Annotated in this window: 24 protein-coding genes; 3 read left to right on the forward strand and 21 right to left on the reverse strand. The window is 39.3% G+C overall.

The annotated features are described in order from the left end of the window. Positions 1–8: 8 nt before the first annotated feature. The 7 genes from M3225_RS04240 to M3225_RS04270 form a co-directional block, all read right to left on the reverse strand. Positions 9–992 (reverse strand): alpha-ketoacid dehydrogenase subunit beta, encoded by a 984-nt coding sequence (locus M3225_RS04240; protein WP_251391321.1) that lies wholly within the window; start codon positions 990–992, stop codon positions 9–11. A 12-nt stretch (positions 993–1,004) separates the two neighbouring features. After that, entirely contained in the window at positions 1,005–1,997 is a 993-nt protein-coding gene (locus M3225_RS04245; protein WP_230933570.1) for a thiamine pyrophosphate-dependent dehydrogenase E1 component subunit alpha, read from the reverse strand. 20 nt (positions 1,998–2,017) lie between these two features. Next, complete coding sequence (gene lpdA, locus M3225_RS04250) at positions 2,018–3,439, reverse strand: dihydrolipoyl dehydrogenase (protein ID WP_251391322.1); 1,422 nt, start codon at positions 3,437–3,439, stop codon at positions 2,018–2,020. A gap of 28 nt (positions 3,440–3,467) precedes the next feature. Further along, a complete protein-coding gene (gene buk, locus M3225_RS04255) occupies positions 3,468–4,547 on the reverse strand; it encodes a butyrate kinase (protein WP_374109810.1) in 1,080 nt (359 codons plus the stop codon). A 96-nt stretch (positions 4,548–4,643) separates the two neighbouring features. Then, positions 4,644–5,747, reverse strand: a complete 1,104-nt coding sequence (gene bcd, locus M3225_RS04260) for a branched-chain amino acid dehydrogenase (protein WP_013059125.1) — start codon at positions 5,745–5,747, stop codon at positions 4,644–4,646. A gap of 12 nt (positions 5,748–5,759) precedes the next feature. After that, positions 5,760–6,671, reverse strand: a complete 912-nt coding sequence (yqiS, locus tag M3225_RS04265) for a phosphate butyryltransferase (RefSeq protein ID WP_251391859.1) — start codon at positions 6,669–6,671, stop codon at positions 5,760–5,762. A gap of 238 nt (positions 6,672–6,909) precedes the next feature. Further along, complete coding sequence (locus M3225_RS04270; protein WP_251391324.1) at positions 6,910–8,979, reverse strand: sigma-54 interaction domain-containing protein; 2,070 nt, start codon at positions 8,977–8,979, stop codon at positions 6,910–6,912. Between the two features lie 176 nt (positions 8,980–9,155). Here M3225_RS04270 and M3225_RS04275 point away from each other — a divergent pair, with 176 nt between their 5' ends. Next, complete coding sequence (locus tag M3225_RS04275) at positions 9,156–9,407, forward strand: DUF2627 domain-containing protein (protein ID WP_028411584.1); 252 nt, start codon at positions 9,156–9,158, stop codon at positions 9,405–9,407. Positions 9,408–9,419: 12 nt separating this feature from the next. Here M3225_RS04275 and M3225_RS04280 read toward each other — a convergent pair whose 3' ends face one another. Continuing rightward, positions 9,420–10,148 (reverse strand): glycerophosphodiester phosphodiesterase, encoded by a 729-nt coding sequence (locus tag M3225_RS04280; RefSeq protein WP_251391325.1) that lies wholly within the window; start codon positions 10,146–10,148, stop codon positions 9,420–9,422. Positions 10,149–10,272: 124 nt separating this feature from the next. Here M3225_RS04280 and M3225_RS04285 point away from each other — a divergent pair, with 124 nt between their 5' ends. Then, positions 10,273–10,425, forward strand: coding sequence for a YycC family protein (locus M3225_RS04285; protein ID WP_251391327.1), 153 nt, complete (start codon positions 10,273–10,275; stop codon positions 10,423–10,425). A gap of 310 nt (positions 10,426–10,735) precedes the next feature. Beyond that, entirely contained in the window at positions 10,736–12,067 is a 1,332-nt protein-coding gene (locus tag M3225_RS04290) for a peptide MFS transporter (protein ID WP_251391329.1), read from the forward strand. A 243-nt stretch (positions 12,068–12,310) separates the two neighbouring features. Here the strand turns inward: M3225_RS04290 and spo0A are convergent, their stop codons facing one another. From spo0A to accB, 13 genes are all read right to left on the reverse strand, one after another. After that, positions 12,311–13,099 carry a sporulation transcription factor Spo0A gene (gene spo0A, locus M3225_RS04295; protein WP_013084985.1) on the reverse strand — a complete coding sequence of 263 codons (789 nt, stop codon included), beginning with the start codon at positions 13,097–13,099 and terminating at the stop codon, positions 12,311–12,313. A 227-nt stretch (positions 13,100–13,326) separates the two neighbouring features. Then, entirely contained in the window at positions 13,327–14,607 is a 1,281-nt protein-coding gene (gene spoIVB, locus M3225_RS04300; RefSeq protein WP_251391331.1) for a SpoIVB peptidase, read from the reverse strand. A gap of 182 nt (positions 14,608–14,789) precedes the next feature. Continuing rightward, complete coding sequence (gene recN, locus M3225_RS04305) at positions 14,790–16,517, reverse strand: DNA repair protein RecN (RefSeq protein WP_251391333.1); 1,728 nt, start codon at positions 16,515–16,517, stop codon at positions 14,790–14,792. 16 nt (positions 16,518–16,533) lie between these two features. Next, on the reverse strand, positions 16,534–16,983 hold the full coding sequence (gene ahrC, locus M3225_RS04310) for a transcriptional regulator AhrC/ArgR (RefSeq protein WP_013059136.1): 450 nt from the start codon (positions 16,981–16,983) through the stop codon (positions 16,534–16,536). 161 nt (positions 16,984–17,144) lie between these two features. Then, on the reverse strand, positions 17,145–17,972 hold the full coding sequence (locus M3225_RS04315) for a TlyA family RNA methyltransferase (protein ID WP_251391334.1): 828 nt from the start codon (positions 17,970–17,972) through the stop codon (positions 17,145–17,147). Further along, complete coding sequence (dxs, locus tag M3225_RS04320) at positions 17,969–19,870, reverse strand: 1-deoxy-D-xylulose-5-phosphate synthase (protein ID WP_251391335.1); 1,902 nt, start codon at positions 19,868–19,870, stop codon at positions 17,969–17,971. Before dxs ends, M3225_RS04315 begins: the two co-directional genes overlap by 4 nt. Positions 19,871–20,190: 320 nt before the next feature. Next, on the reverse strand, positions 20,191–21,087 hold the full coding sequence (locus tag M3225_RS04325) for a polyprenyl synthetase family protein (RefSeq protein WP_251391336.1): 897 nt from the start codon (positions 21,085–21,087) through the stop codon (positions 20,191–20,193). Continuing rightward, positions 21,087–21,320 (reverse strand): exodeoxyribonuclease VII small subunit, encoded by a 234-nt coding sequence (locus M3225_RS04330; protein ID WP_013059140.1) that lies wholly within the window; start codon positions 21,318–21,320, stop codon positions 21,087–21,089. The genes M3225_RS04325 and M3225_RS04330 overlap by 1 nt, the downstream gene beginning before the upstream one ends. Positions 21,321–21,323: 3 nt before the next feature. Next, positions 21,324–22,664 carry an exodeoxyribonuclease VII large subunit gene (xseA, locus tag M3225_RS04335; RefSeq protein ID WP_251391337.1) on the reverse strand — a complete coding sequence of 447 codons (1,341 nt, stop codon included), beginning with the start codon at positions 22,662–22,664 and terminating at the stop codon, positions 21,324–21,326. Positions 22,665–22,748: 84 nt separating this feature from the next. Next, on the reverse strand, positions 22,749–23,141 hold the full coding sequence (gene nusB / locus M3225_RS04340) for a transcription antitermination factor NusB (RefSeq protein WP_013059142.1): 393 nt from the start codon (positions 23,139–23,141) through the stop codon (positions 22,749–22,751). A 221-nt stretch (positions 23,142–23,362) separates the two neighbouring features. Next, the gene (locus M3225_RS04345) at positions 23,363–23,764 is read right to left on the reverse strand and encodes an Asp23/Gls24 family envelope stress response protein (protein WP_013059143.1); all 402 of its coding nucleotides are present in this window, start codon (positions 23,762–23,764) and stop codon (positions 23,363–23,365) included. A 29-nt stretch (positions 23,765–23,793) separates the two neighbouring features. After that, on the reverse strand, positions 23,794–25,146 hold the full coding sequence (gene accC / locus M3225_RS04350) for an acetyl-CoA carboxylase biotin carboxylase subunit (protein ID WP_251391338.1): 1,353 nt from the start codon (positions 25,144–25,146) through the stop codon (positions 23,794–23,796). A 12-nt stretch (positions 25,147–25,158) separates the two neighbouring features. Next, positions 25,159–25,665 (reverse strand): acetyl-CoA carboxylase biotin carboxyl carrier protein, encoded by a 507-nt coding sequence (gene accB / locus M3225_RS04355; RefSeq protein ID WP_251391340.1) that lies wholly within the window; start codon positions 25,663–25,665, stop codon positions 25,159–25,161. Positions 25,666–25,695 lie beyond the last annotated feature (30 nt).

Consider the following 25,695-nt stretch of genomic DNA (forward strand, 5'->3'; position numbering starts at 1 on the left):
AACTCCTTTTAAAATTGAGCTAATTCTCTCATTGCTTTTTCTACTTTATCTGGATTCACCATAAAATATTTTTCCATTGTTGGTGCATACGGCATAGCTGGAACATCAGGGCCAGCAAGACGCTGAATTGGCGCATCTAAATCAAATAAGCAATGTTCAGCAATAATAGCTGCTACTTCGCTCATAATGCTGCCTTCTTTGTTGTCTTCCGTTAAAAGCAGTACTTTACCTGTTTTAGAGGCTGCTTCAATAATAGCTTCTTTATCAAGCGGATAGACCGTTCTCAAATCTAAGATGCGTGCTGAAATACCGTCTGCTTCTAGTTTTTCAGCAGCTTGAAGAGCAAAGTGTACACAAAGACCATATGTAATAACCGTGATGTCGTCTCCTTCTCTCTTTACATCCGCTTTGCCAATCGGAAGTACATAATCATCTTCAGGCACTTCTCCTTTAATCAAACGATAAGCACGTTTATGCTCAAAGAAAAGGACTGGATCATCATCACGAATAGCTGCTTTCAATAATCCTTTTACGTCATAAGGCGTAGAAGGCATCACAATCTTTAACCCTGGCGTATTGGCAAATAGTGCTTCAACAGATTGTGAATGATAAAGAGCACCGTGGACGCCGCCGCCGTAAGGAGCACGAATTGTAATTGGACAATTCCAATCATTATTAGAACGATAGCGAACTTTCGCTGCTTCTGACACAATTTGATTGACTGCAGGCATAATAAAATCAGCAAATTGCATTTCAGCAATCGGGCGCATTCCGTACATTGCCGCTCCGATTCCTACCCCTGCAATGGCAGACTCTGCAAGAGGTGTGTCAATGACTCTTTCTTCTCCGAACTGTTCGTACAGTCCGTTGGTTGCTTTAAATACGCCGCCTTTTTTCCCTACGTCTTCTCCTAATACAAACACGCGGGAATCTCTTTCCATTTCTTCACGAATGGCCATTGTTACTGCATCAATATATGAAATAACCGGCATATGTTCTCCTCCTTACTCACCGTACACGTATTTTAAAGCCGATTCCGCTTCTGCATAAGGAGCGTTTTCAGCATAATCTGTTGCATCATTAACGATATTCATAATATCATCAAGCATTTGTTTTTCTCGTTCATCGGTTAACACGTTAACCTCTTTTAAATAAGTCGCAAAGTACGCAAGCGGATCACTCTTTTTAGCTTCAGACAATTCTTCTGCTCCGCGATATGCACGATCGTCGTCGTCACTTGAATGGGCCGTCAAACGTTCTGAAACAGTTTCAATAAGCGTAGGACCTTCTCCTCTGGATGCACGATCTCTTGCTTCTTTTACCACTCGGTATACTTCAAGTACGTCGTTTCCATCAATTGTGTAGCCTGGCATACCATATCCAATCGCACGATCAGATACTTTTGCGCAGCCTAGCTGCTTTTCAACCGGAACAGAAATCGCATACTTGTTATTTTCACACATAAAGATAACAGGAAGCTTATGAACACCTGCAAAGTTCGCGCCTTCGTGGAAATCTCCTTGGTTAGAAGATCCTTCTCCAAACGTGACAAACGTTACTAAGTCTTTTTTCTCCAATCGTCCTGCTAAAGCGATTCCTACTGCATGAGGCACCTGTGTTGTAACCGGAGAAGATCCTGTTACAATTCGCTTTTCTTTGTAGCCAAAGTGACCTGGCATTTGACGACCTCCTGAGTTTGGATCTTCTGCTTTAGCAAACCCAGAAAGCATTAAATCGCGCGCAGTCATCCCAAATGCTAGCACAACACCCAGATCCCGGTAATAAGGTAATATGTAATCATTCTCTCTGTTTAAGGCAAAAGCTGCGCCAACTTGAGCGGCTTCTTGACCTTGACATGAGATAACAAACGGCACCTTCCCTGCACGGTTTAATAGCCACATACGCTCATCAATTTTTCGTGCAAGCAGCATAGTGCGGTACATTTCAAGTACTTGTTCATCAGTTAATCCTAATGATTCATGACGGTTTTTTGTCATGTTTAAACCTCCTTTAATCATCAAAAATGAATCGCTTTTCCATCTACAGCTAATGAAGCTTCTCCCATCGCTTCTGAAAGGCTAGGGTGAGGATGAATGGTATGAGCAATTTCCCATGGTGTAGCATCCAATACCTTTGCAAGACCCGCTTCAGAGATCATATCCGTCACGTGAGGTCCAATCATATGCACACCAAGGACATCATTTGTGTCGGCATCGGCAATAATTTTAACAAATCCCTCTGCCTCTCCATATACAAGAGCTTTTCCCACGGCCTTAAAAGGAAACTTTCCAACCTTCAGCTGAAATCCTTGCTGTTTTGCTTCTTGTTCTGTTAATCCTACACTTGCTGCTTCCGGGCTGCTGTATAAACATTTAGAGATTGTTGTATAATCAATTTTCAAAGGCTTTTCACCATGTAAATGCTCAACAGCTACAATTCCTTCATGAGAAGCTACGTGTGCAAGCTGCAGTCCACCAATTACATCTCCAATTGCGTAGATATGAGATTCTTTTGTTTGATAAAAATCATTTGTGGCAATCACACCATTTTCTACTACGATATCGGTATTCTCGAGACCGATTCCTTCCACATTTGCTTGACGCCCTACAGATACAAGCAGCTTTTCCGCTTTATATTCTTGCATATCGTCTCCTACTTGAGCCGAAATTTTCACCTGACCATCAATAGACAATGTATCAGCCATTACTTTAGCAGAAGTAATAATGGTAACTCCTTTTGCTTTTAAAAGCTTGGTCATTTCACGAGAGATATCTTGATCTTCTGTTGGTAAAATACGATCGCTGTATTCAACAACCGTTACATCCACATCAAAATCTGTCAACATTGACGCCCATTCAATTCCGATGACGCCGCCTCCTACAATAATAATGGAAGCAGGAAGTGTTTCAATCTTTAACGCTTCGTCTGAAGTAATCACTTTCTCTCCGTCAATCGTTAAGCCAGGTAATGTTCTAGGACGAGAACCTGTTGCGACAATTACATTCTTTGGAATAAGCATTTCATTTTCTTCACCGCTGTTTAATTCGACGGAGATGGTTCCTGGCATAGGAGAAAAAATAGAAGGTCCTAAAATACGTCCAATTCCTTCATATACGTCAATTTTACCTTTTTTCATTAACTGTTTGACACCATTATGTAACTGTGAAACAATTTCTGACTTTCGTTCTTGTACACGTGCATAGTTCAATATCACATTGGACGTTTCCACGCCAAATCCACTGCTTTTTTTAGTGGTTTGATATACTTCTGCACTTCTTAGCAAAGCTTTGCTTGGGATACATCCTGCGTGCAGGCATGTGCCGCCTAACTTATTTTTTTCCACAACCGCTACCGATAGACCTAACTGAGAGGCACGAATAGCTGCTACGTACCCTCCAGTTCCACCGCCGAGAATGACCAAATCATATTCTTTTGCCACACTGCTTCACACCTTTCTGCAAACGCTATTAAGCGCCTTTATATTCCTTCACTTCTTCTTCACCTGTAAGCACTCGGAGAGCTCCTTCAGCTAGCGCTTGAAGCTCATTTTCTCCAGGATAAACAATGACATCTGCAATCCACTTTACATGATCAATAATCAGCTCAACAAACGCCTTTGAATAAGCAATGCCTCCCGTTAAAATAATGGCATCTACTTTCCCATGCAAAACCGTACTGGCAGCTCCAATTTCCTTTGAAATTTGATAGGCCATTGCTTCGTAGATAAGCTTGGCTTTTTCGTTTCCATTTTTCATTAGCGCTTCGATTTTCTGCACGTCGGATGTGCCTAAATAGCCAACAAGCCCGCCTTTTCCCACAAGCATTTTCATAATCTCCTCGCGGTAATACTGACCTGAAAAGCAAAGGCGAACTAATTCACCAACCGGTACACCGCCAGCCCGCTCTGGACTAAAAGGACCGTCGCCGTGCAGGCCATTGTTCACATCAATTACTTTTCCGCACCTGTGAACCCCAACTGTAATGCCTCCACCCATATGGGTAACAATAACGTTCATTTGTTCATATGTGCTATTCATTTCTTTAGCCACTTTTCGAGCAACCGATTTTTGATTCAGCGCGTGAAAGATGCTTTTCCTTTCCATAAAAGGAGTTCCTGAGATACGAGCGATGTCACTCAGCTCATCTACCACAACTGGATCAACAATGTACGCTGGAATATTTAATCCAGACGCAATCTCAAACGCTAAAATCCCGCCTAAATTTGAAGCATGATGGCCGGCGTAACCGTCTTTTAAATCTTTGAGCATGGCTTGATTTACTTCGTATGTGCCGCCTTCAATCGGGCGTAAAAGCCCTCCTCTTCCACATACTGCACTTAATTTAGATAAATTAATCCCTTCTTCATCAAGTGCCTCTAAAATCGAGTTTTTACGGAACTCATACTGTGCATATATCGTCTCAAACTGATTCATTTGCTGTGCATCGTAGCGGATTGTTCGGTCAAAAATTGGTTTATCGTTGTGAAACACGCCAATTTTTGTGGACGTTGAACCCGGATTTATTATCAGCATTCGATATTCGTGCATATCCAACACATGTCCTCCTACCTTCTCATTCTCATAAACGAAGGCTAGGTCGAAAGGATTTCATTTATTCCTTTTGCCTAGCCTTCAGCTCAAACATTAGCGCGTATGACGTCTACTTAAAATATGCTGTCCATTTTGTAAAAATTGACTGCGTGAACGACGCAGCTTTTCAATTCTTTCTTCAGCTAAGCGATCTGCTGCTAGATAGGTTGGAATGCCATCTCGCTTTGAGATTTCAACTACCTTTTCAATATTATCATAAATACCTTCAACTTTTTTCAGCGCACGCTCACGGTTATATCCAACTAGCTCATCAGCTACGTTAATAACGCCTCCTGCGTTAATAACATAGTCCGGTGCATATACAATGCCTAATTCATGAATTAAATCACCGTGACGCGTTTCTTTCAATTGATTATTAGCCGCCCCTGCAATAACTTTTGCTTTTATTTGAGGGATCGTTTCATCGTTAATCGTTGCTCCGAGTGCACAAGGAGCATAGATATCACATTCTACACCATAAATATCGTTCGGGTCTACTGCTTGTGCACCAAATTCTTCTACCGCACGCTGAACAGCTTCTTTATTAATATCCGTTACAATAAGTTTTGCTCCTTCTTCGTGAAGGTGACGGCATAAATTATACGCTACATTTCCTACACCTTGAACAGCTACTACTTTTCCTTCCAGCATATCTGTTCCAAATGCTTCTTTTGCTGCTGCTTTAATTCCTCGGTATACACCGTAGGCTGTGACTGGTGATGGATTGCCTGATGAACCAAAAGCAGGAGATACACCTGTTACATAATCCGTTTCCTCATATACAATATCCATATCCTCTACCGTTGTGCCCACATCTTCTGCTGTAATATATCGACCATTTAACCCTTGGATAAAGCGACCAAATGCACGGAACATCGCTTCATTTTTGTCTTTGCGAGGATCTCCGATAATAACCGTTTTCCCTCCTCCTAAATTCAAGCCTGCTGCTGCATTTTTATACGTCATTCCGCGTGATAAACGAAGCGCATCTTCAATTGCAGCCTCTTCTGATTCATACGTCCACATTCTCGTACCGCCTAGAGCTGGTCCAATTGTTGTATCGTGAATCGCAATAATGGCTTTTAAGCCTGAATCTTTATCTTGGCAAAATAATAACTGCTCATAATCGTATGTTTCCATATAGTCAAAAATTTTCATTGTTAGTGCCTCCTAAGAATTCTGTTGAGCGACGCTGATAGCGAGCGCCAGTGAGTATAATTTACTTTCTGCTGAATCTGCTCTTGATGTTAAGACGACTGGAGCTTTAGCCCCCGCTAGAACAGCTCCAACTTTTGCTTTAGCAAAATAAATAAGGGATTTATATAGGACGTTCCCTGTTTCAATCGCAGGAACGAGTAATATATCTGCTTGACCGGCAACTTCACTTTGAATGCCTTTTTGCTTGGCTGCTTCTACATTAATGGCATTATCGAGTGCTAAAGGCCCATCAATAACGCAGCCTTTAATTTGTCCTCTGCGGTTCATCTGTGTAAGAAGTGCAGCCTCTACTGTTGCGGACATCAAAGGGTTCACAACTTCAACCGCTGCAATAGGAGCTACCTTTGGTACCTCTATCCCAATCGAGTGAGCAACGTTTACCGCATTTTGAATGATTTGAACTTTCTCTTCAAGAGACGGCGTAATATTCATAGCCGCATCTGTTACAAGAATAGAGCGATCATAGTGAGGAACGTCAAACACAGCTACATGTGATAAAACATTGCCCGTACGCAGACCATGCTCTTTATTTAACACAGCCTTTAAAATAAGCGATGTGGATAAATTTCCTTTCATTACGATATGCGCTTGACCTTGCTGAACTGAACGCACAGCTAATTGAGCCGCTTCTAAAACAGACTCCGTATGTACGACCGTCACAGCCTTATGAGTAAGTAAGGATGGGCGGTACTGCCTGAATAATTCATTAATTGTCGTTTCGTTGCCAAACAAAATAAATTCAGAAACTTCCCTTGACACAGCTTCATACACTGCCTCAATTGTTTCTAAGTCTTCAGCTGCAGCAACAGCAACAGTTAATGAAGACCGCTTAGCAACCTGAGATAAGATGGTAGCAAGAGTCATTGAACGTTCGACCTCTCCTTTTTCATTCTGTCTTTTTCCCTGTTTCAAAAAGCATACTGCGCGTTTATGCAGTCACCTAAAATACATGCAAGATTTGTGCCACACTCTGCATATATTACATAATATAGCTGCTTATATCCGTTCTTACGCACAAAAAATTTTTTTTATTGATTCTAACGACAAATAGAAAGAAAGAATATCCTTCTATTTATATGCAATAAATTGCACACCATGCACTTTATTGCATGCTGTTATTTGCAAGATTATACTTTTCCAGCTTATAATACAAGGAACGAAGCGAAATATTAAGCTGTTTTGCTGTTTTCGTTCGGTTATATTCGTTTGCAAACAGCACTTTTTGAATAAGTTCCGCTTCATAGTTTTCCATCATGTGCGCTAAGGTCTTCCCTTCGAACACTACTTCCTCATTTACCTGACTTTTTTCTTTTTTGCTCTTGCCTTCAAGTGAAGGGAGATGAACAGAATCAATCCTTGTTTCCGTATAGTGCATATAAATAATGGCTCTGCCTAATATATTTTCAAGCTCCCTGACGTTCCCTGGCCAGTCGTATGATCTTAATGATTGTAAAGCCCGCTCTGTTACCCCTTCAACATGCCGACCGTAATCTTGATTAATTTTTGTAATTAAGTGTGTAACAAGCGCTTCAATATCCTCTTTTCTCTTCCGAAGAGGAGGTATGTGAATCGGAATTTTGTTTAGCCGATAATACAAGTCCTGTCTGATGCTTCCATCAGCCATTCCTTTTTCTAAATTCACATTCGTAGCTGCAATAACGCGAACATTCACCGGAATAGGAGTCGTTCCCCCAACGCGAATAAGCTCTTTTTCCTGAAGCACCCGAAGCAACTTAGCCTGCATATGAGCTGAGAGCTCCCCGATTTCATCTAAAAAGATGCTACCGTTATTGGCTTCTTCAAAAACGCCTCGTTTCCCGCCTCGTTTTGCCCCGGAAAAAGCTCCTTCTTCATAACCAAAAAGTTCACTTTCAAGCAAAGACTCAGAAAGCGCAGCACAGTTAATCCGGACAAATTTATTAAACTTTCGGCTGCTCGCATTATGAATCGCATGTGCAAACAACTCTTTACCTGTCCCAGATTCACCTCTAAGCAAAACAGTAGCTGGTGTTTTAGCAGCAAGTCTAGCCTGCTCAATTGCTAACTGAAACTCTTCAGACTGACCAATGATATCAGCAAATGAATATTTCGCTTCAAGCGTTCGGATAATTTGACGCGCTCTTTTGAGTTCATTTGTAAGCTCTTGAATTTCAGACATATCATGAATAACGCCAACGCTACCTTTTAATTTTCCATCGACAATAACGGGGGCAACATTCACAACTACGTCTCTTTTACTCGGACCAAGCCTCATTCTTACTCCTCGAACGGGACGCCTTGTTTGCAGCACCTTCATGTGCATACTGTCTCCTTCAGAGATATCGGCAGTCGCAGGCTGCCCAATAATATCCGTCTTTTTTAAACCCGTAATTCTCGTATAAGCAGGATTAATTAAAATCCCTCTTCCTTCTTCGTCGACAACCGAAATAGCTTCCTCAGAAGATTGAATAATAGCTTGAAGCATGGTTTGTACTTCTTTTAAGTTCGTAACTTCTTCTGCCAATCCGACAACGTCCGTAATATCTTTAAAAATCGAAAAGGCCCCAAACAACTCTCCATTCTCGTCGAGTATTGGTATTCTAGTTGTAATTACCTTCCGTCCGCTATCTAACACAAATTCACTATTTTGATCAATCGTTTTTGTATGAAGAACATCAACAAGTTTACTATTTGGAATGACTTCATGAAGATGCTTACCAATTACATCTCTGTGTGAAAAGTTCGTCAAACGCTCGGCACTTTGATTAAATAGCGTAATATATCCATTCCTATCAATCACGACCATCGCATCATGAGCCGCGTTAAAAATAAGATCATATTTATACGATTCTTGTTTTAACCGCTGAATTAACTCTTCTTTTTCCTCCATTAAATTTGCCATAATTTCAGCAACCAATCTCGGCACTACCAGTGCATCAGCTGGTTTGCTTCTCTGCAATTGTTGAAAGACGCCTTGTTTACCTGTTGTTTCAACAATGACATCGAGCTGCTTTGTCATATAAGGCTCCCAATTCATTCCGGTTGAAATATCTTGTTCTTGCGCATGCAAAACAGCCGGCGCGTTAGCTCGTACGTCTACCACACCAATTACTTTCATAAATTCGGTTTCCAACAAGATTTTCAGAATAGCTAATCCGCCTTTGCCTCCTCCAACTATCAACACATTTTGCATATTTTTTCACCTTTTCTACTTAATATGTACATATTCCGTGCAAAATATTGCATATACCTATCATATAAAAAAAGAAACGCTCTTGACAATTTATTTAGTTCTTTTATGATTCAAGTATAACGGTTTCAAAATGTAAACGCATTCATTTTAAAAAAAGAGAAGCGAAAGGAGAAGTTATGGTTCGAATTATCGCCCTACTAATCTTACTTATTCCTGGTATACTCGCTGGCTATGGCATTAAACTTATGAGAGATATGATTTTTGGCATCCTGCAATCCCCGTTCCCTTCTTTATTTTTGCAATTTTCAGTCGGTCTTCTGTTATTTGTAATCGGCCTTGGATTTGTTGCTGGCTTTATTCTGCACAGAGACCGCAAGCGAAACAAAGTTCAAAACAGATTTCAAAAAGATAAAAAAACATCGCATTAATGCGATGTTTTTTTACGAAAAGCGCCCCCCAAATTGCTTCACCATTTTTTCCGGATAATCAGTAATAACGGATTCACATCCATATTTCCGAAGCTGCTCAGCTAATTTTACATCATTTACTGTATAAGGTCGCACTGGAATTTGACAATCTTTTGAAGCGGCTACATTTACTTCATTCACGGTACGGTGATTAGGGTGAAGAGCTTTTGCGCCAAGATGCTGCGCATATACCCAAGGCTCATACATTGGATAAGAGTATAAAATGGCTGTTTCCATTGTAGAATCCAAAGAACCTATTCGAGCTAAGCTGTTATGATTAAAAGATGAAATCATCGTTCGATTCTTCATCTTGTATAAATAAATTAAATCTAAAACTTTCATTTCCAAGTATGGATAGTCAAATATGTTGTTTTTCAACTCAATATTTACACTAATTCCTTCGCCTGAAGCCCACTCCATTACTTCATTTAACGTGGGAATTTTGCATACTCCGTACTTTTTTTTGAACTTATAGCTCGCATCTAATTTTTGTAAATCTTGATACGTAAAATCTTTTACATACCCTTTTCCATTTGTCGTTCGATCTACTTTTTCGTCATGAATTACAGCAAGTTCTCCATCTTTTGTCATATGCACATCAAGTTCAATTCCGTGTGCTCCAACTCTCGCTGCTTCTTTGAAGGAAATCATCGTATTTTCAGGAAACGTTCCAGCTGCGCCGCGATGACCAATTACAAACATACTTGCTCAACTCCTCTATTATCACTTATTATTAACTTTAGCATTACTTAATAGTGAAAGCACGAATTTACTGTTTATACTTTTTCACTTTCATTACTTTATATGCAAAAGGAGGTCGTTGTGTATGAGACCACTGCAAATTTCACCGGATACAGCCGTAAAATTAGCGGAACAATTAAATATCCCCCTCGAGCAATTAATGCATATGCCTCAGCATATTTTGCTGCAGAAACTTGCTGAATTAAATGCGAGCAAAGATAAAAAAGGATCTGAATAACAGATCTTTTTTTTTGGTTTTCTATTCCTAAAAATAGTATCACATTCTTTTTTCAGCTTCCACAACATATATTAGAATATTTAATAATATAAATGTATTTTTAAAAATGCTTTTAAATAAGGAATTTAATACTTTTTTGTGTATATTTAATTATTTTTTGATTTTTCCATATAATTTCATTGACGAAATTATTGTTTTTCTACTAAAATAAAAATACATTATATTTATTCCAGTACTTATATTCTGATTTTTTGATCAATTCAAATAAAAGGATTAGATAGTATGAGAAAATTTTTAGGGGGACTTCATTATGCAAGCAGCTGTACCACACGAAAATCAGCAGCCAAATGAGTCTAGGAAAAAACATCCTCCTGGACTGTACTTATTATTCGCTACTGAGGCATGGGAAAGATTTAGTTATTATGGAATGAGAGCCATTTTGGTTCTTTATTTAACTGCTACCGCTGCTCAAGGTGGGCTCGGTGTAGATAAAGCAACTGCACTGAGCTTATATGGAACATTCACTAGTGCTGTCTATATTACACCGATGATTGGCGGATATTTAACAGACCGCTTCCTCGGAAGAAGGCTAGCCATCACTATCGGTGGTATAATTATGGCACTTGGGAATTTTTCAATCTTTATTCATCAAAGCGTAGCCGCTTTGTATATCGGACTTGCTTTATTAATTATCGGAAACGGATTTTTCAAACCGAATATCTCCACTTTAGTCGGAGATCTGTATGAAGAAAATGATCCTCGCCGTGACGGTGCTTTTACCATTTTTTATATGGGTATTAACTTTGGCGCATTTTTTGCACCATTAGTTGTTGGATTAATGAGTTACAAATACGGATTTTTAACAGCAGCTATTGGAATGGTTGTTGGACAAATTTTATTTAACTTACTAGCTAATCGCTATTTAGGTGATATTGGGAAAGAGCCTACAGGAAAAGTTCACGCAGCAGCATCTCAAACATCAACTGCTCCGCTGACAGCACGAGAAAAGAAAAGAACGGTTGCTATCGTTATTTTAGCCTTCGTTGTTATTGCTTTCTGGACAGCTTTTGAACAGGCTGGAAGTTCTTTAACACTATATGCTCAAGATCAAATTGATCGTCAAATAGGTAGCTTCACGGTTCCAACAGAGTGGTTCCAATCATTGAATCCACTGTTCATTATGATTTTAGCACCAATTATGTCACTAGTTTGGTACAAGCTAGGAAATTCAAAACGCGGTGATTTTAAAACACCAACAAAAATGGGCATGGGACTTGTAACAGTTGGATTAGGATTCTTACTTTTAATTCCAGCCGTTATGTATACTGGTAATGACCCAGCTTTAAAAGTAAATATCCTGTTTATGATTTTTACTTACTTCCTGCACACGCTAGCTGAGCTTATGATTTCGCCAGTAGGATTGTCCATGGTAAGTAGACTGGCTCCATTAAAGCTTGCTTCTCTTTTAATGGGCGTATGGATGGCAAGCTCTGCTGTTGCTAATAAACTAGCTGGTGTTCTTGCATCTTACACACAGTCACTAGGTTATTTTGACATTTTCAGCTTAATCGGAGCTGTGACAATTGTACTTGGAATTGTTGTTCTGTTCCTTTCAAAACCAATTGCTAAATTAATGGATTAAAAAAAGCAGCCTTTTCTGAAGGCTGCTTTTTGTTTGATATAAACATACACTTCAAATTTTTTAACGTTCAGGAAAAGTAAAAAGACCAATGAATCCTTAAAATTCATCGGCCCTGCGGTAAAAAGTTTATTGGTTTTCAGTTTGATATCTAGTGTAATTTTCAAAAGTTTATCGGCATGTACTCTGTATTACAAAAGGTATAAACTCACTCAAAACCCCGTAATTCCAGCAGTCCTATCCCTTTCAACTCGCTTTATGTTCAAGGCGTAATTTATCCGCAACCATGGCGATAAATTCACTATTTGTCGGCTTCGCTTTTGACATGCTGACAGTATATCCGAATAATGAAGAAATGGAATCAATATTTCCTCGGCTCCACGCAACTTCAATTGCATGACGAATGGCGCGCTCAACGCGGCTTGCCGTTGTATTATATTTTTTTGCAATGTCAGGATACAGCACTTTTGTAATCGATCCAAGCAGCTCAATATCCTTATATACCATTGAAATGGCTTCTCTCAAATATAAGTAGCCTTTGATATGAGCAGGTACACCAATTTCGTGAATGATGCTCGTAATGCTGGCATCTAAATTTGCTGGTTTACTGTCGCGATGCGAACGCATGGAAGAAGATGAACGTTGCATAAATGAAGATGTTTGTCCGCTAACTTGACGAATATGATTCACTAAGTTTTCCATATCAAACGGCTTTAGAATAAAATAAGCAGCTCCTAAATCCACCGCTTTTTTCGTCACGTCTTCTTGTCCAAATGCTGTTAGCATAATGACATTTGGATAATTTTCTTTTTTCATTTCTTTCAACTGACCTAAAACTGCTAATCCATCTAGATGCGGCATAATAATATCTAATACAAGAACATCCGGATCTTTATCTTTTAAAATGGATAAACACTCTTGTCCATTGTAAGCTACTCCGATTACTTCCATGTCTTCTTGCTCTGAAATATAATCTTCAAGCAAACCAATTAGTTCCCGATTATCATCAACCAAGCATACTTTAATTTTTTTCAATGCAGCTTCCTCCTCAGTCCTTTATGTTATACGTCGTTTCCTACGTGTCTCTATTCTTTATTCTAAAGGACAAATTCGACAATGCAACATTATTTCCTTTATTTTTTTAGAAAAAAGTCTTTTAAATGGAATTTATTCGATTTTCTCTTATTTTCTTTGTTTTTCGACGTTTTTCTCTTACATTTACGACAATAATTTTTATCAAAAAAAGCGAACTAATGACAACATTAGCTCGCTTTTTTTCGATTATTTTTATAAATATCAATTCCTGCTTCGTTAAGCATCCATTCAATGTGGACACCGTAACCCGAGGTAGGATCATTTACAAAAACATGTGTAACCGCTCCAATAACTTTCCCGTTTTGAATAATCGGACTTCCGCTCATTCCTTGAACAATTCCACCCGTTTTCTTTAGCAATTTAGGATCTGTAATTTTAATAACCATTCCTTTAGTAGCTGGAAACTTTTGAGGTATAGTACTCATGATTTCAATATCAAATTCTTCTACTTGATCATCATCTACCACCGTTAGAATTTTAGCTGGTCCTTCTTTTACTTGATGAGATAGGGCAATTGGCATTGCTTTATCCATTATTCCGTTTTCCATTGTTGAAGACAATTTTCCAAAAATACCAAAAGGACTATTTCGTGTAATATTTCCAATGATTTGTCTATCTTCAGAAAACCTTGCTAGCTTTTCTCCGGGAACGCCGTTAGAACCTTTCTCAATAGATGTAACGGTCGAACGGACAATTTGGCCATCTTCTACTACGATTGGCTTTTTTGTATCCATATCCGAAATAACATGGCCTAAAGCCCCGTATTTTTTAGATTTTGGATCATAAAAAGTCATTGTGCCAATTCCTGCAGCTGAATCACGGATGTATAAACCGATTCTGTAAGCATAATCTTGTTTATCTTTTAACGGATATAGCTTAGTGTCAAACTGCTTTTTTTCTCTTAAAATATGCAGATTTAGTGGTTCACCCGTTTTCCCTGCCTGCTGAATAAACGGTGTAATATCACTCATTTTTTCAATCGTTTTACCATTAATCTTCGTTATCATATCTCCAACTTGAATACCCGCAATTTCACCAGGAGATTTTTTACCTTTTGCCGTATCTACTTGATGATAGCCTACAACAAGAACACCTTTTGAATTTAATTTCACACCGATTGATTGTCCACCTGGAATGACTTTAAAATCTGATAATACCTGCACGTCTACACGCTTTACAGGAATGCCGGCCAAATGAAGCATCAATTCTTCTTTGCCTACTTGCTTGCCTGCTACGGTCAGCTTCGCCTTGTTACTTGTTACATCGTAAACAGGTGATGAAGCTTCTACGCTAAGCGGTAATGTCGTATTAATTTTTTCTTTTTGCTGTTCAAATAAGACGATTTGTTTTGGAATGTGTATATATTGTTGCACAACTGGAATAAATCCTACAAAAATGAACGAAACAAGGAGAATCGCACCAATTATATGTCTGTATCGATTTTGCATGTTTTCACTCTCCTCGCTTCCTCGCCTAAATGGCTACACATTTAATTTAGCCTTCTTAGAGCGCATTTATAACAGAAGTTCAGAGAAAAATGAAAAGAAGTGCAAGGAAACATTTTCAGTTCTTCAATTTTGTATAAAAAAACACCTTTAACACATACTTTCACGTGTTAAAAGGTGTTTTTTTAAATGGTGTGCTTCATCTTATCCGCTAAATCTAAAAGCTCTTTGGCATGTTCCTTCGTTAAGCTTGTAATTTCAGCTCCTGCAATCATTCGACCAATTTCTTTGACTTTTTCATCAAGAGTTAATGGAAGAACAGACGTCGTTGTACGATCACCTTTTATCTCCTTGGCAATAAAGAGATGAGTATCTGCCATAGCTGCTACCTGCGGCAGATGAGATATACAGAGAACTTGTGAATCAACGGAAATGGCATGGATTTTTTCCCCGATTGATTGAGCTACTCTTCCGCTTACGCCCGTATCAACTTCATCAAAGATAATAGACGTCACACCTTGATGCTTAGAAAAAATGCTCTTTAACGCCAGCATGATTCTTGAAAGTTCTCCGCCTGAAGCTACTTTTGCAAGAGGCTTTAACGGTTCACCAGGATTAGTAGAAATATAAAACTCTACGTTGTCAATTCCATCTTTGGAGAATTTTATTCTTTCTCCATTTACTTCAACATCATTTTTGCCTGCATTTACTACAGAGAATTTAATTTGAAATACGGTCTTAGCCATATACAGTTCTTGAAGCTCATGATGGATGCTGTCTGTTAACTCTTGAGCAAGTTTTTTTCGAATAGCTGAAACGTTGTTAGCTTCTACTAATAAATCCTGTGCTACACTGTTTAACTGTTCTTTAATCTTGCTCACGTGCGTATCGCGATTTTCAATACGATCAATTTCATCTTCAATTTGCGCTGCATATTCTAGAATTTCGTCTACACTTTGACCGTATTTACGCTTTAAGTGATTAATTTCATTTAAACGCGCTTCAATAAAGTCTAGGCGTTTAGGATCAAATTCTAATAAATCAAGCTGCTGACGAATTTTATAAGACGCGTCTTCTAACTGATAGAAGCTCGATGAAATCATTTCAGAAATGTCGGCATAGTTTTTTTCTAGTGAAGAAATATCCTCCGTATGATTCATTGCTACGCCTACCCAATCTAAACCTTGATGTTCACCGTGCAGCGCATTGTACGCATCGTTTAGTGACGTATAGATCTTTTCAAAGTTGGAAATCTTCAAACGCTCTTCATTTAGTTCCTCGTCTTCATTCAGCTGCAAATTTGCCGCTTTGATTTCATCTAATTGAAATTGAATGAGGTCTAGGCGATGTGCCATCTGCTGTTCATTTTCAGTTAATTGATCTAACTGTTTTTTTAACGATGTATATCTAGAAAATACCTCTCGATACTCCGTCAAAGCCTCTTCTACTTTTTCACCTCCATATTGATCAAGAAGAGTTAAGTGACGATCTTGATTCATTAAATCTTGGTGTTCATGCTGTCCATGTATATCAATTAACGTCTGTCCAACTTCACGTAGGATAGCTAACGTTACGAGCTTACCATTGATCCGGCAAATACTTTTCCCATTTGTGGTAATATCTCGGCGAAGCACAATCATTCCATCTTCCACTTCCAAACCGACTTGTTTGGCTTTTTCATGACTTGGATGTTGTTCTTCATCAAATAAGAAAAGCCCTTCAATTTCAGCTCTGTCTGTTCCGTGGCGAACAAACTCCGAAGAGCCTCTTCCACCTACTAACAATGAAATGGCATCAATAATAATTGATTTTCCCGCTCCTGTTTCGCCTGTTAATACCGTTAAGCCTTTTTCAAATGAAACAGAAAGTTCATCAATAATCGCAAAATTTTTAATGGATAATTCAGCTAACAACCTGCTTCACTCACCTTTATAACATTTCTAAGAATCGGTCTGATATAATTTGCGTATCTTCAGGAGTACGGCAAATAATCAAACATGTATCGTCTCCACAAATTGTTCCTAATATTTCATCCCAGTCCAAATGATCAATTAATGCGCCAATCGCATTTGCATTTCCCGGTAATGTTTTCATCACCAACATATGCCCAGCTGAATCAATTTTCACAAACGCATCCATAAGAGAGCGCTTTAACTTTTGCAAAGGATTAAAACGTTGATCCGCAGGCAAACTGTATTTGTATCGACCGTCCATCAAAGGTACTTTGACTAAGTGCAATTCTTTAATATCACGAGAGATTGTTGCCTGTGTTACATTAAAACCTTGGTTTTTTAAAATATCTACCAATTCATCTTGTGTTTCAATATCATTATTCGTGATAATATCACGAATTTTAATATGTCTTTGCCCTTTATTCATGTTGGCACCTCACATTAATATGTAATCTTCTTTTTATTTTGTTGTTTATAAGTCTTTCACTAATTAAGTATCATAATGTGTTCAACTTGATTATGCACCTTTTGTATAAAGAGTCATAATCAAATCGCCAATGCTAAGTCTTTGCTTAACATTGGCCATTATTATTTTTTCTCTTTTAACGTCTTATGTGCTTCTTCGACCACTTCACGCACAGTAAGCGGAGCTTGATTTTCACCAAGTTCACGCTCGCCTTTCCAGCGCAGATGAAGAAGAAATTCGATATTTCCATCTCCTCCTGTTATCGGTGAATACGACATGTTATATACATCGTATCCTTGACGAAGGGAGAAATCCACCATGCCTTGAAAGACCTCTTCATGCACTTTTGAGTCACGCACGATTCCTTTTTTTCCAACTTGTTCTCTTCCAGCCTCAAATTGTGGCTTGACAAGCGCAACAACATCGCTGTGTGGAACAAGAAGTGTTTTTAACACAGGGAGAATGAGTCTTAAGGAAATAAATGATACATCAATAGAAGCGAATTCAGGCAAGCCTCTTGATAAATCAGCTGGCGTCACATAACGGAAATTTGTTCGTTCCATTACTTCTACTCGTTCATCTTGACGAAGCTTCCAAGCTAGCTGATTATAGCCTACGTCTAGCGCATAGGACATCTTCGCTCCATTTTGAAGCGCACAATCGGTAAAGCCTCCAGTAGAAGAACCAATATCAATCATAATTTTATCGGCTACATGGACATTAAATTCTTTAATCGCTTTTTCAAGCTTAAAGCCGCCTCTGCTGACATAGGGCATCACTGCACCTTTAATTGTCAGCGGCGTATCGCGTTCAATTTTCTCTCCCGGCTTATCCAAACGGACTTCATTTGCATAAACAAGTCCTGCCATAACTGTACGCTTTGCTTTTTCTCTTGTTTCAATCAAACCTCGTTCTACTAATAATACATCTACTCGTTCTTTTTTCGTCACTTAACTTCAAGCCTCTTTTGTGTTGGTGTTACGAGTTTTTTAACTCGATTTATAATCTCTTCTTTGGTTAAGCCAATTTCTTCTAAAAGTTTTGTTACGCTGCCGTGCTCGATAAAACGATCTGGAATCCCCATACGTTCAACGCGCGTATCATAATAGCCGTGCTCTGATGCAAACTCTAACACTGCGCTTCCAAAACCGCCTTGAAGTACTGCTTCTTCTACTGTCATCACAGGCTTATTTGTTTGGAAGATCTCATGAAGCATTTTTTCATCCAGCGGTTTAATAAAACGAGCATTTACCACTTTTACGCTGATTCCTTGCTTCTCAAGTTCTTGTGCTGCATCCATAGCCATTGAAATCGTTGTACCAAACGTTAAAATGGTTGTATCTGAACCTTCTTTTAATACGTCCCATGTACCAATCGGAATGTTTTTCAGTTCTGAATCTAGTTCAACACCTAATCCGTTTCCTCTAGCATAGCGCATGGCAATCGGACCTTCTTCATAAGTCAAAGCAGTGTGAACCATGTGCTGGCCTTCATTCTCGTCCTTTGGCATCATAATAACAAGGTTAGGCAAATGACGTAAGAATGCAATATCAAACACGCCTTGATGCGTTTCACCATCAGCACCTACTAGCCCAGCGCGATCAATCCCAATAAATACATTTAGCTTCTGACGGCAAATATCATGAACCACTTGATCGTATGCACGCTGTAAAAATGTAGAATAAATAGCTAAAAAGGGCTTCATATTTTGAGTTGCAAGACCAGCTGCCATTGTTGTTGCATGCTGCTCTGCAATCCCAACATCAAACATGCGATGCGGAAACTCTTTTTGAAATGCTTCAAGCTTTGAACCTACAGGCATTGCTGGCGTTACTGTTACGATACGCTCATCTTCCCTAGCCATCTTCAATACCGTATCGCTTACTAGTTTACTCCAAGCAATTGGAACATTTTTGTCTTTAATAAAATCACCGGACTCAATTTTGTAAGGGCCTGTACCATGCCATGCTCCGCTTTTATCGCTTTCCGCTGGCAAATACCCTTTCCCTTTTTTGGTAATAACGTGAATCAGTACCGGTCCTTTTGTTTTCTTTGCATATTGTAACGTTTCCAATAAATCGTCATAGCTATGGCCATCAACCGGGCCTAAATACGTAAAGCCAAGATCTTCAAAGAACATGCCTGACACGACCATGTACTTTAAGCCATCTTTTACACGTTCTGCCGTTGCCGCAAGCTTACCTCCTACTGCAGGTACTTTTTTCAGCAAGACTTCAAGCTCATCTTTTACCCAGTTGTATTTGCCCGCCGTGCGCAAACGTCCTAGAATGCTGTGCACAGCTCCCACGTTAGGAGCGATAGACATTTCATTATCATTTAAAATAACGGTCATATCCGTTTGTTCGTCCCCGATGTGGTTAAGCGCTTCAAGAGCCATACCACCTGTTAAAGCTCCGTCACCAATGATAGGAACAATGTGAGCTTTTGTTTTTTGCAAATCTCTTGCAGCAGCCATTCCCATTGCGGCTGAAAGAGATGTAGAACTATGTCCAGTTTCCCATACATCATGCTCACTTTCATCACGCTTTGGAAAACCGCATAACCCTTTATATTGACGGATCGTATCAAACTCTCCCGCTCGTCCTGTTAAAATTTTATGGACATACGACTGATGACCGACGTCCCATAAAAATTTATCTTTTGGGCTATCGAACACTTTATGGAGTGCAAGCGTTAACTCAACAACCCCCAAATTTGGTCCTATATGACCACCAGTTGCAGAAAGCTTTGTAATTAAAAAACGACGAATCTCTTCACTTAGTTCTTCTAATTGTGGTACTGACATTTTCTTTAAAAACTCAGGATTTTTTATCGTTGTAAGATCCAAGGTGGATCACTCACTTTCGTACTTGTTATAAAGTTACCTTAATACATTGTCTATTGTTTTATACGTATAGTCAATTTTTAGTATTTCCTTATTACTTACAATACCTTTGATATTCTATCAGTAAACCAGCGATATTCAAAGGAAAACAGTGAAAAAATAGCCGCTAACACAAATGTGATAACGGCCACCAAGATATTGTATATGTCTTTCAAACCTATGCACTACGCTTTTATACAGTAGTAAAATCATTATAGCATAGCCCCTATTGGGACTCAATCTTATTTTACTGTATCACTCAAAAAACCTGACAGAAATCGTCATTAACTATCACGTTTTGCTATATATAAACAAATTTCTTCTAGTAATCCGTGCTTAATTTGAGCTTGACGTAAAGAGAGAAGTGCTTGTTCAACATGATACTGTAACTTTTCTTTGGCCGCTTCCATACCTAATAAAGAAGGATATGTCGTTTTTTCATTTTCTGTATCACTGCCAATTGGCTTTCCTAATTTTTCTTCAGAACCTTCCACATCTAAGATATCATCTTGAATTTGAAACGCTAATCCTACATGTTTACTGAATTCTTCTAGTAGTTCTTGCTGTAGAGGAGTAGCTTTTGCAAGAATAGCTCCTGCTTTTACGCAAAAGCCTAGCAGCTTCCCAGTTTTGTGAAGATGAATATATTCAAGCTCGTCTAGCGTGAGCTGCTTTTTTTCGCCTTCCATATCCGCAACCTGTCCGCTAATCATACCTTCTGTTCCGCTTGCTTTTACCAGTTCTGTAATGAGCTGAAGCTTCATATGTGATGTAATTTCAGGATGTGCTGCTTCGGAAATTAGCTGAAAGCTATTTGTTAAAAGAGCATCCCCAGCTAATATAGCCGTCGCCTCGCCGTACACTTTGTGATTCGTCGGTTTTCCTCTTCTTAAGTCGTCATCATCCATACTAGGTAAATCATCGTGAATGAGAGAATATGTATGAATCATTTCCACTGCACAGGCTGTTTCTAATCCCATGCTCTCGTCTTTTCCAAACGCATGTAGCGTTGCGAATAACAGCACTGGGCGAAGTCGCTTTCCTCCTGCCGTAAGAGAGTAAAGCATGGATTCTTTTAAGTTAACGGGAGCGTGTAATGCTTTTACCACTTCAGGCAAGCGTCTTTCTACTCGATCTTTTGTAAAAGAAATATACTCTTTTAAATTCATTTCACTCACCATCACTCTTCCTCCTGTACGGAGAATGGCTCAAGCGTTCCGTCTTCACGTAAAATAGTTTCCATTTGCTTTTCAATATGCTGAAGACGATCGTGACAGAATTTTGAAAGAGTCATTCCTTCTTGGAATTGTTGAATTGCTTCTTCTAAAGGCACGTCGCCTTCTTCTAGCTTGTTTACGATGGTTTCTAACTGTTCCATCGCCTCTTCAAACGTATACTCTTTATTTGTCGCCATTTTTCATCGCTCCTCTATTTTCGAAACTTCACACTGCAATTGTCCATCCGTCAAACGAACGTTTACCACATCGCCTTTGGATACTTGTTGGGTTGATTTAATTAACTCTTTTTTTTCATCGTATACTAAGCTGTAGCCTCTTTCCATTGTTTTTAATGGACTAAGCGTATGTAATTTTGACGTTGCCGTTGCAAATAAAAGCTGTTTTTGCTTTAATAGCTGCTGCATCTCTTTTGTCAGCATTTTCGTCAGCTGCTGTTGACGCTCTGCCGCTTTCGTTAACTGATGCTCGGGGTGATTGCGCAACAAAGCGGCTGTTAGCTGCTCGTAGTTCGTCCGTTTATGCTCGATGTACCTTCTACCTTCACGATAAAAACGCTCCATCAACTGATCTAACTGCTGCTCTTTTTGCTCGACCAACTTTTGAGGATAACGAAAAGCATATGACTTCTGAGACCGTTCAAGCCTACGGCTACTAGACTGCAGCATCTCTTTCATCGAACGAAGAAGACGGATATTTCGCTGAGTCAATCTTTCTGTAATTTCACTGATATGAGGCACAGCCAATTCCGCAGCACCCGTTGGAGTAGGGGCGCGAAGATCTGCTACAAAATCTGCAATTGTAAAATCGGTTTCATGTCCAACCGCTGAAATAACAGGAATATGAGAAGTGAAAATTGCACGAGCAACGCTTTCTTCGTTAAAAGCCCAAAGCTCTTCAATTGATCCACCACCGCGGCCAACAATTAATACGTCTGCTTCTTTACGACGGTTTGCTTCTTCAATTGCCTTGATGATAGACGGGGCCGCATTCACTCCTTGAACAAGAGTGGGCATAACAATAATGTTCGCGTTATATCTGCGCTTTAATGTCGTAATAATATCACGTACGGCGGCTCCAGTAGGAGATGTAATAACACCTATTGTTGTTGGATACTTCGGCAGTTTTCGTTTCCTAGCAGGATCAAATAAGCCTTCTTTTTCCAGCTTTTTTTTCAGCTGTTCGTAGGCCAAGTATAAGTTTCCAACGCCGTCAGGCTGCATTTCTTTTACGTACATTTGATAATTTCCGCTCGGTTCATAAACCGAAACTTCAGCTCGAATGAGTACATTCATTCCTTCTTCAGGCTGAAAATTAAGCTGACGGTTATGCCCAGCAAACATAACGGCTGCGATACGAGCATTTTGATCTTTCAGGGTGAAATACATATGTCCTCGACTATGACGTTTAAAGTTAGAAATTTCTCCTTTAATCCATACATCTTGCATGTGAGGGTCTACATCAAACTTGCGCTTAATGTATCGTGTAAGAGCCGTAACGGTTAGATAACGCACTTCACTCATCATTTTGCCTCCTTTGCAGTCACCCTCTCCCCTTTATATAAAGGAGAGAAGCATTTTAGTCACTTGATTTGGCAAGATGAACCTTTATTTAGATAAAGTTGTTAACACTTTAGACAATACGCCATTGATAAACTTACTTGATTGATCATCGCCAAACGTTTTCGCTAATTCAATCGCTTCATTTAACGTAACGCTCGTAGGAATTTCTTCTTCATACTTCATTTCATATACGGCAATACGTAGGATAACGCGGTCTACAGTAGCTACACGATCTAACGTCCATTTTTCTAAATGATTGCGTAAAAGTTCATCAATTTCTTGCTGATGTTCAACCACACCTAGCACGAGACTTTCTAAAAATTGATCAGACTTTTCATTTTGTACAACATTTCCGATTGCCTCCATTGGCTCGGTCTGCCCTAAATCATGCTGAAATAGTGCTTGTAGTGCTTTTTGGCGTGCTGTATGTCTTTTCATTATTTTTGCTCCTTTATTTATCTTCTTCAACTAGTATACCTAGATAATAGCATAGTTTATGAAACGATACTTCATTGTTCTTAGACGAAGTTTGTAGAACACGAAAAAGACCGTCTTTATGACGAGACAGTCTTTTTCACTTTACCATAGCTTGTGTCGAAAAGGAACAAGTAATCATACGTTATTCCATTTTAGCAACAGCCGTTAGGTAAACGTTTGTTTTATTCAACTTCTTCAATATCAGTTTTTTGCGTATCAAACTGAATCCCTACGATATGAATGTTTACTTCATCGAGATCAATAGCTGTCATATTTTTAAGGGCTTGACGAATGTTATCTTGTACTTGTTGCGCTACGTTTGGAATAGATACACCAAACTTCATCATACAAAACACGTCTACTTTTATCCCGTTTTCTGTTAAGTCCACTTTTACACCTTTACCGTGGTTTTTCTTTCCTAGTTTCTCCACAACGCCAGCTGCAAAATTTCCTCTCATTGCAGAAACGCCTTCTACTTCAGAAGCAGCAATACCCGCAATGACTTCAATAACCTCAGGAGCAATTTCTACTTTGCCAAGAGAATTTGGGTGTTCTTCCATTTCTAATACATGATTTTCATTCATGTACAGCACCTCCTATAGTTTATATTATACTAAGAATTCATTACGTCATATAGCTCAAGAAACTTCGTGTTGAATTCACCGCCAACAAATTTTTCATGATTTAATAGTTTTTGGTGAAAAGGAATAGTGGTCGCAACGCCGTCGATAACAAATTCATCTAATGCGCGCTTCATTCGTTCAATAGCTTCCTCACGAGTTGGCGCATGAACAATCAATTTAGCCACCATTGAATCATAGTAAGGTGGGATAGCATAGCCCGGGTATGCAGCAGAGTCTACGCGCACTCCGTAACCACCTGGTGGCAAGTACATTTGAATCGTACCTGGTGATGGCATAAAGTTTTTCTCTGGGTTTTCTGCGTTGATTCGGCACTCAATTGCCCATCCGTTAAATGTCACTTCTTCTTGCGTAAACGGTAAAGTTTCACCATTTGCGACTTTGATTTGTTCTTTAATTAAGTCAACTCCTGTCACCATCTCTGTAACAGGGTGTTCTACTTGGATACGCGTATTCATTTCCATGAAGTAAAATTTGTTTTCATGATAATCATAAATGAATTCCACGGTTCCGGCTCCTGTATAATTAACGGCTTGAGCGGCTTTAACAGCAGCGTCACCCATTAATTCACGCGTTTTTTCGTCTAATGCTGGAGAAGGTGTTTCTTCAATTAATTTTTGAAGACGGCGTTGAATCGAGCAATCACGCTCTCCTAAATGTACAGTATTTCCATGAGAATCAGCCAATACTTGGATCTCAACGTGACGGAAATCCTCAATGAACTTTTCAATGTACACACCAGGGTTACCGAAAGCTGTGGCAGCTTCTTGCTGCGTAATTGTAATACCTTTGATAAGCTCTTGTTCGTTTTTCGCAACGCGGATTCCTTTTCCTCCGCCTCCTGCCGTTGCTTTAATAATAACAGGATAGCCAATATCATTGGCAATTGACATACCGTCTTCCACTGACTCTACAATCCCAGTTGAACCTGGAACAATTGGCACACCCGCTTCACGCATCGTTTCTCTAGCTACGTCTTTTGTTCCCATTTTGTTAATAGCTTCAGGACTTGGTCCTACAAATGTAACATTACACTCTCTGCATAGCTCTGCAAAATCAGCGTTTTCAGCTAAAAAGCCGTATCCAGGGTGAATGGCGTCACAGCCCGTTAGCATGGCAACACTCATAATGTTTGTAAAGTTTAAATAGCTGTCTTTAGATGATGTTGGTCCAATACAATACGCTTCGTCTGCTAATTGTACATGCAAAGAGTCGCGATCAGCTTGAGAGTGAACAGCTACTGATTCTACACCTAACTCTTTACACGCTCGAATAATTCGAACCGCAATTTCTCCTCGATTCGCAATTAATAGCTTTTTAATCATATTTACCGCTCCTTATTCAGGCTTTACTAAGAAAAGAGGTTGACCGTATTCTACAAGTTGTCCATTTTCAACTAATACGTCAACGATTTCACCTTTAACTTCTGCTTCGATTTCATTAAATAATTTCATTGCTTCTACGATACATACAACCGAATCTTTTTGTACTTTATCTCCAGGAGTTACGTATACATCTGATTCTGGTGATGATGACGAATAGAATGTTCCTACCATCGGAGATGTGATTTTATGTAAGCTTTCATCAACCGCTGGGGCCGCTTGTTCTTCTTTTGGTTGAGCAGACTGTGCTGCTGGGGCTGGCGCTGGAGCCGCTGCTGCCTGCGGTGCAGGTGCTGCCGCTTGTTCAGGAGCCGAAACGACTACTTGCTGCGCTTGTTTAGAAACAATTGCGTCTTTTTTCTTCATCTTGATTTTGGAGCCTTCGTGCTCATAGGTGAACTCCTCGATTGATGATTGATCAACTAGTTTAATGATCTCACGGATCTCTTGAATTTTTAACATATTGAACACTCCTACCTCATGAAAATAGAA

Origin of the sequence: Priestia aryabhattai (assembly GCF_023715685.1) — a bacterium.
Lineage (GTDB): Bacteria > Bacillota > Bacilli > Bacillales > Bacillaceae_H > Priestia > Priestia aryabhattai_B.

Coding starts and splice junctions, on each gene's coding strand:
- M3225_RS04240 (WP_251391321.1), bottom strand. CDS start 992: ATGCCGGTTATTTCATATATTGATGCAGTAACAATGGCCATTCGTGAA.
- M3225_RS04245 (WP_230933570.1), bottom strand. CDS start 1,997: ATGACAAAAAACCGTCATGAATCATTAGGATTAACTGATGAACAAGTA.
- buk (WP_374109810.1), bottom strand. CDS start 4,547: ATGCACGAATATCGAATGCTGATAATAAATCCGGGTTCAACGTCCACA.
- bcd (WP_013059125.1), bottom strand. CDS start 5,747: ATGAAAATTTTTGACTATATGGAAACATACGATTATGAGCAGTTATTA.
- yqiS (WP_251391859.1), bottom strand. CDS start 6,671: ATGACTCTTGCTACCATCTTATCTCAGGTTGCTAAGCGGTCTTCATTA.
- M3225_RS04270 (WP_251391324.1), bottom strand. CDS start 8,979: ATGCAAAATGTGTTGATAGTTGGAGGAGGCAAAGGCGGATTAGCTATT.
- M3225_RS04275 (WP_028411584.1), top strand. CDS start 9,156: ATGGTTCGAATTATCGCCCTACTAATCTTACTTATTCCTGGTATACTC.
- M3225_RS04280 (WP_251391325.1), bottom strand. CDS start 10,148: ATGTTTGTAATTGGTCATCGCGGCGCAGCTGGAACGTTTCCTGAAAAT.
- M3225_RS04285 (WP_251391327.1), top strand. CDS start 10,273: ATGAGACCACTGCAAATTTCACCGGATACAGCCGTAAAATTAGCGGAA.
- M3225_RS04290 (WP_251391329.1), top strand. CDS start 10,736: ATGCAAGCAGCTGTACCACACGAAAATCAGCAGCCAAATGAGTCTAGG.
- spoIVB (WP_251391331.1), bottom strand. CDS start 14,607: ATGCAAAATCGATACAGACATATAATTGGTGCGATTCTCCTTGTTTCG.
- ahrC (WP_013059136.1), bottom strand. CDS start 16,983: ATGAATAAAGGGCAAAGACATATTAAAATTCGTGATATTATCACGAAT.
- M3225_RS04325 (WP_251391336.1), bottom strand. CDS start 21,087: ATGGTGAGTGAAATGAATTTAAAAGAGTATATTTCTTTTACAAAAGAT.
- M3225_RS04330 (WP_013059140.1), bottom strand. CDS start 21,320: ATGGCGACAAATAAAGAGTATACGTTTGAAGAGGCGATGGAACAGTTA.
- xseA (WP_251391337.1), bottom strand. CDS start 22,664: ATGAGTGAAGTGCGTTATCTAACCGTTACGGCTCTTACACGATACATT.
- nusB (WP_013059142.1), bottom strand. CDS start 23,141: ATGAAAAGACATACAGCACGCCAAAAAGCACTACAAGCACTATTTCAG.
- M3225_RS04345 (WP_013059143.1), bottom strand. CDS start 23,764: ATGAATGAAAATCATGTATTAGAAATGGAAGAACACCCAAATTCTCTT.
- accC (WP_251391338.1), bottom strand. CDS start 25,146: ATGATTAAAAAGCTATTAATTGCGAATCGAGGAGAAATTGCGGTTCGA.
- accB (WP_251391340.1), bottom strand. CDS start 25,665: ATGTTAAAAATTCAAGAGATCCGTGAGATCATTAAACTAGTTGATCAA.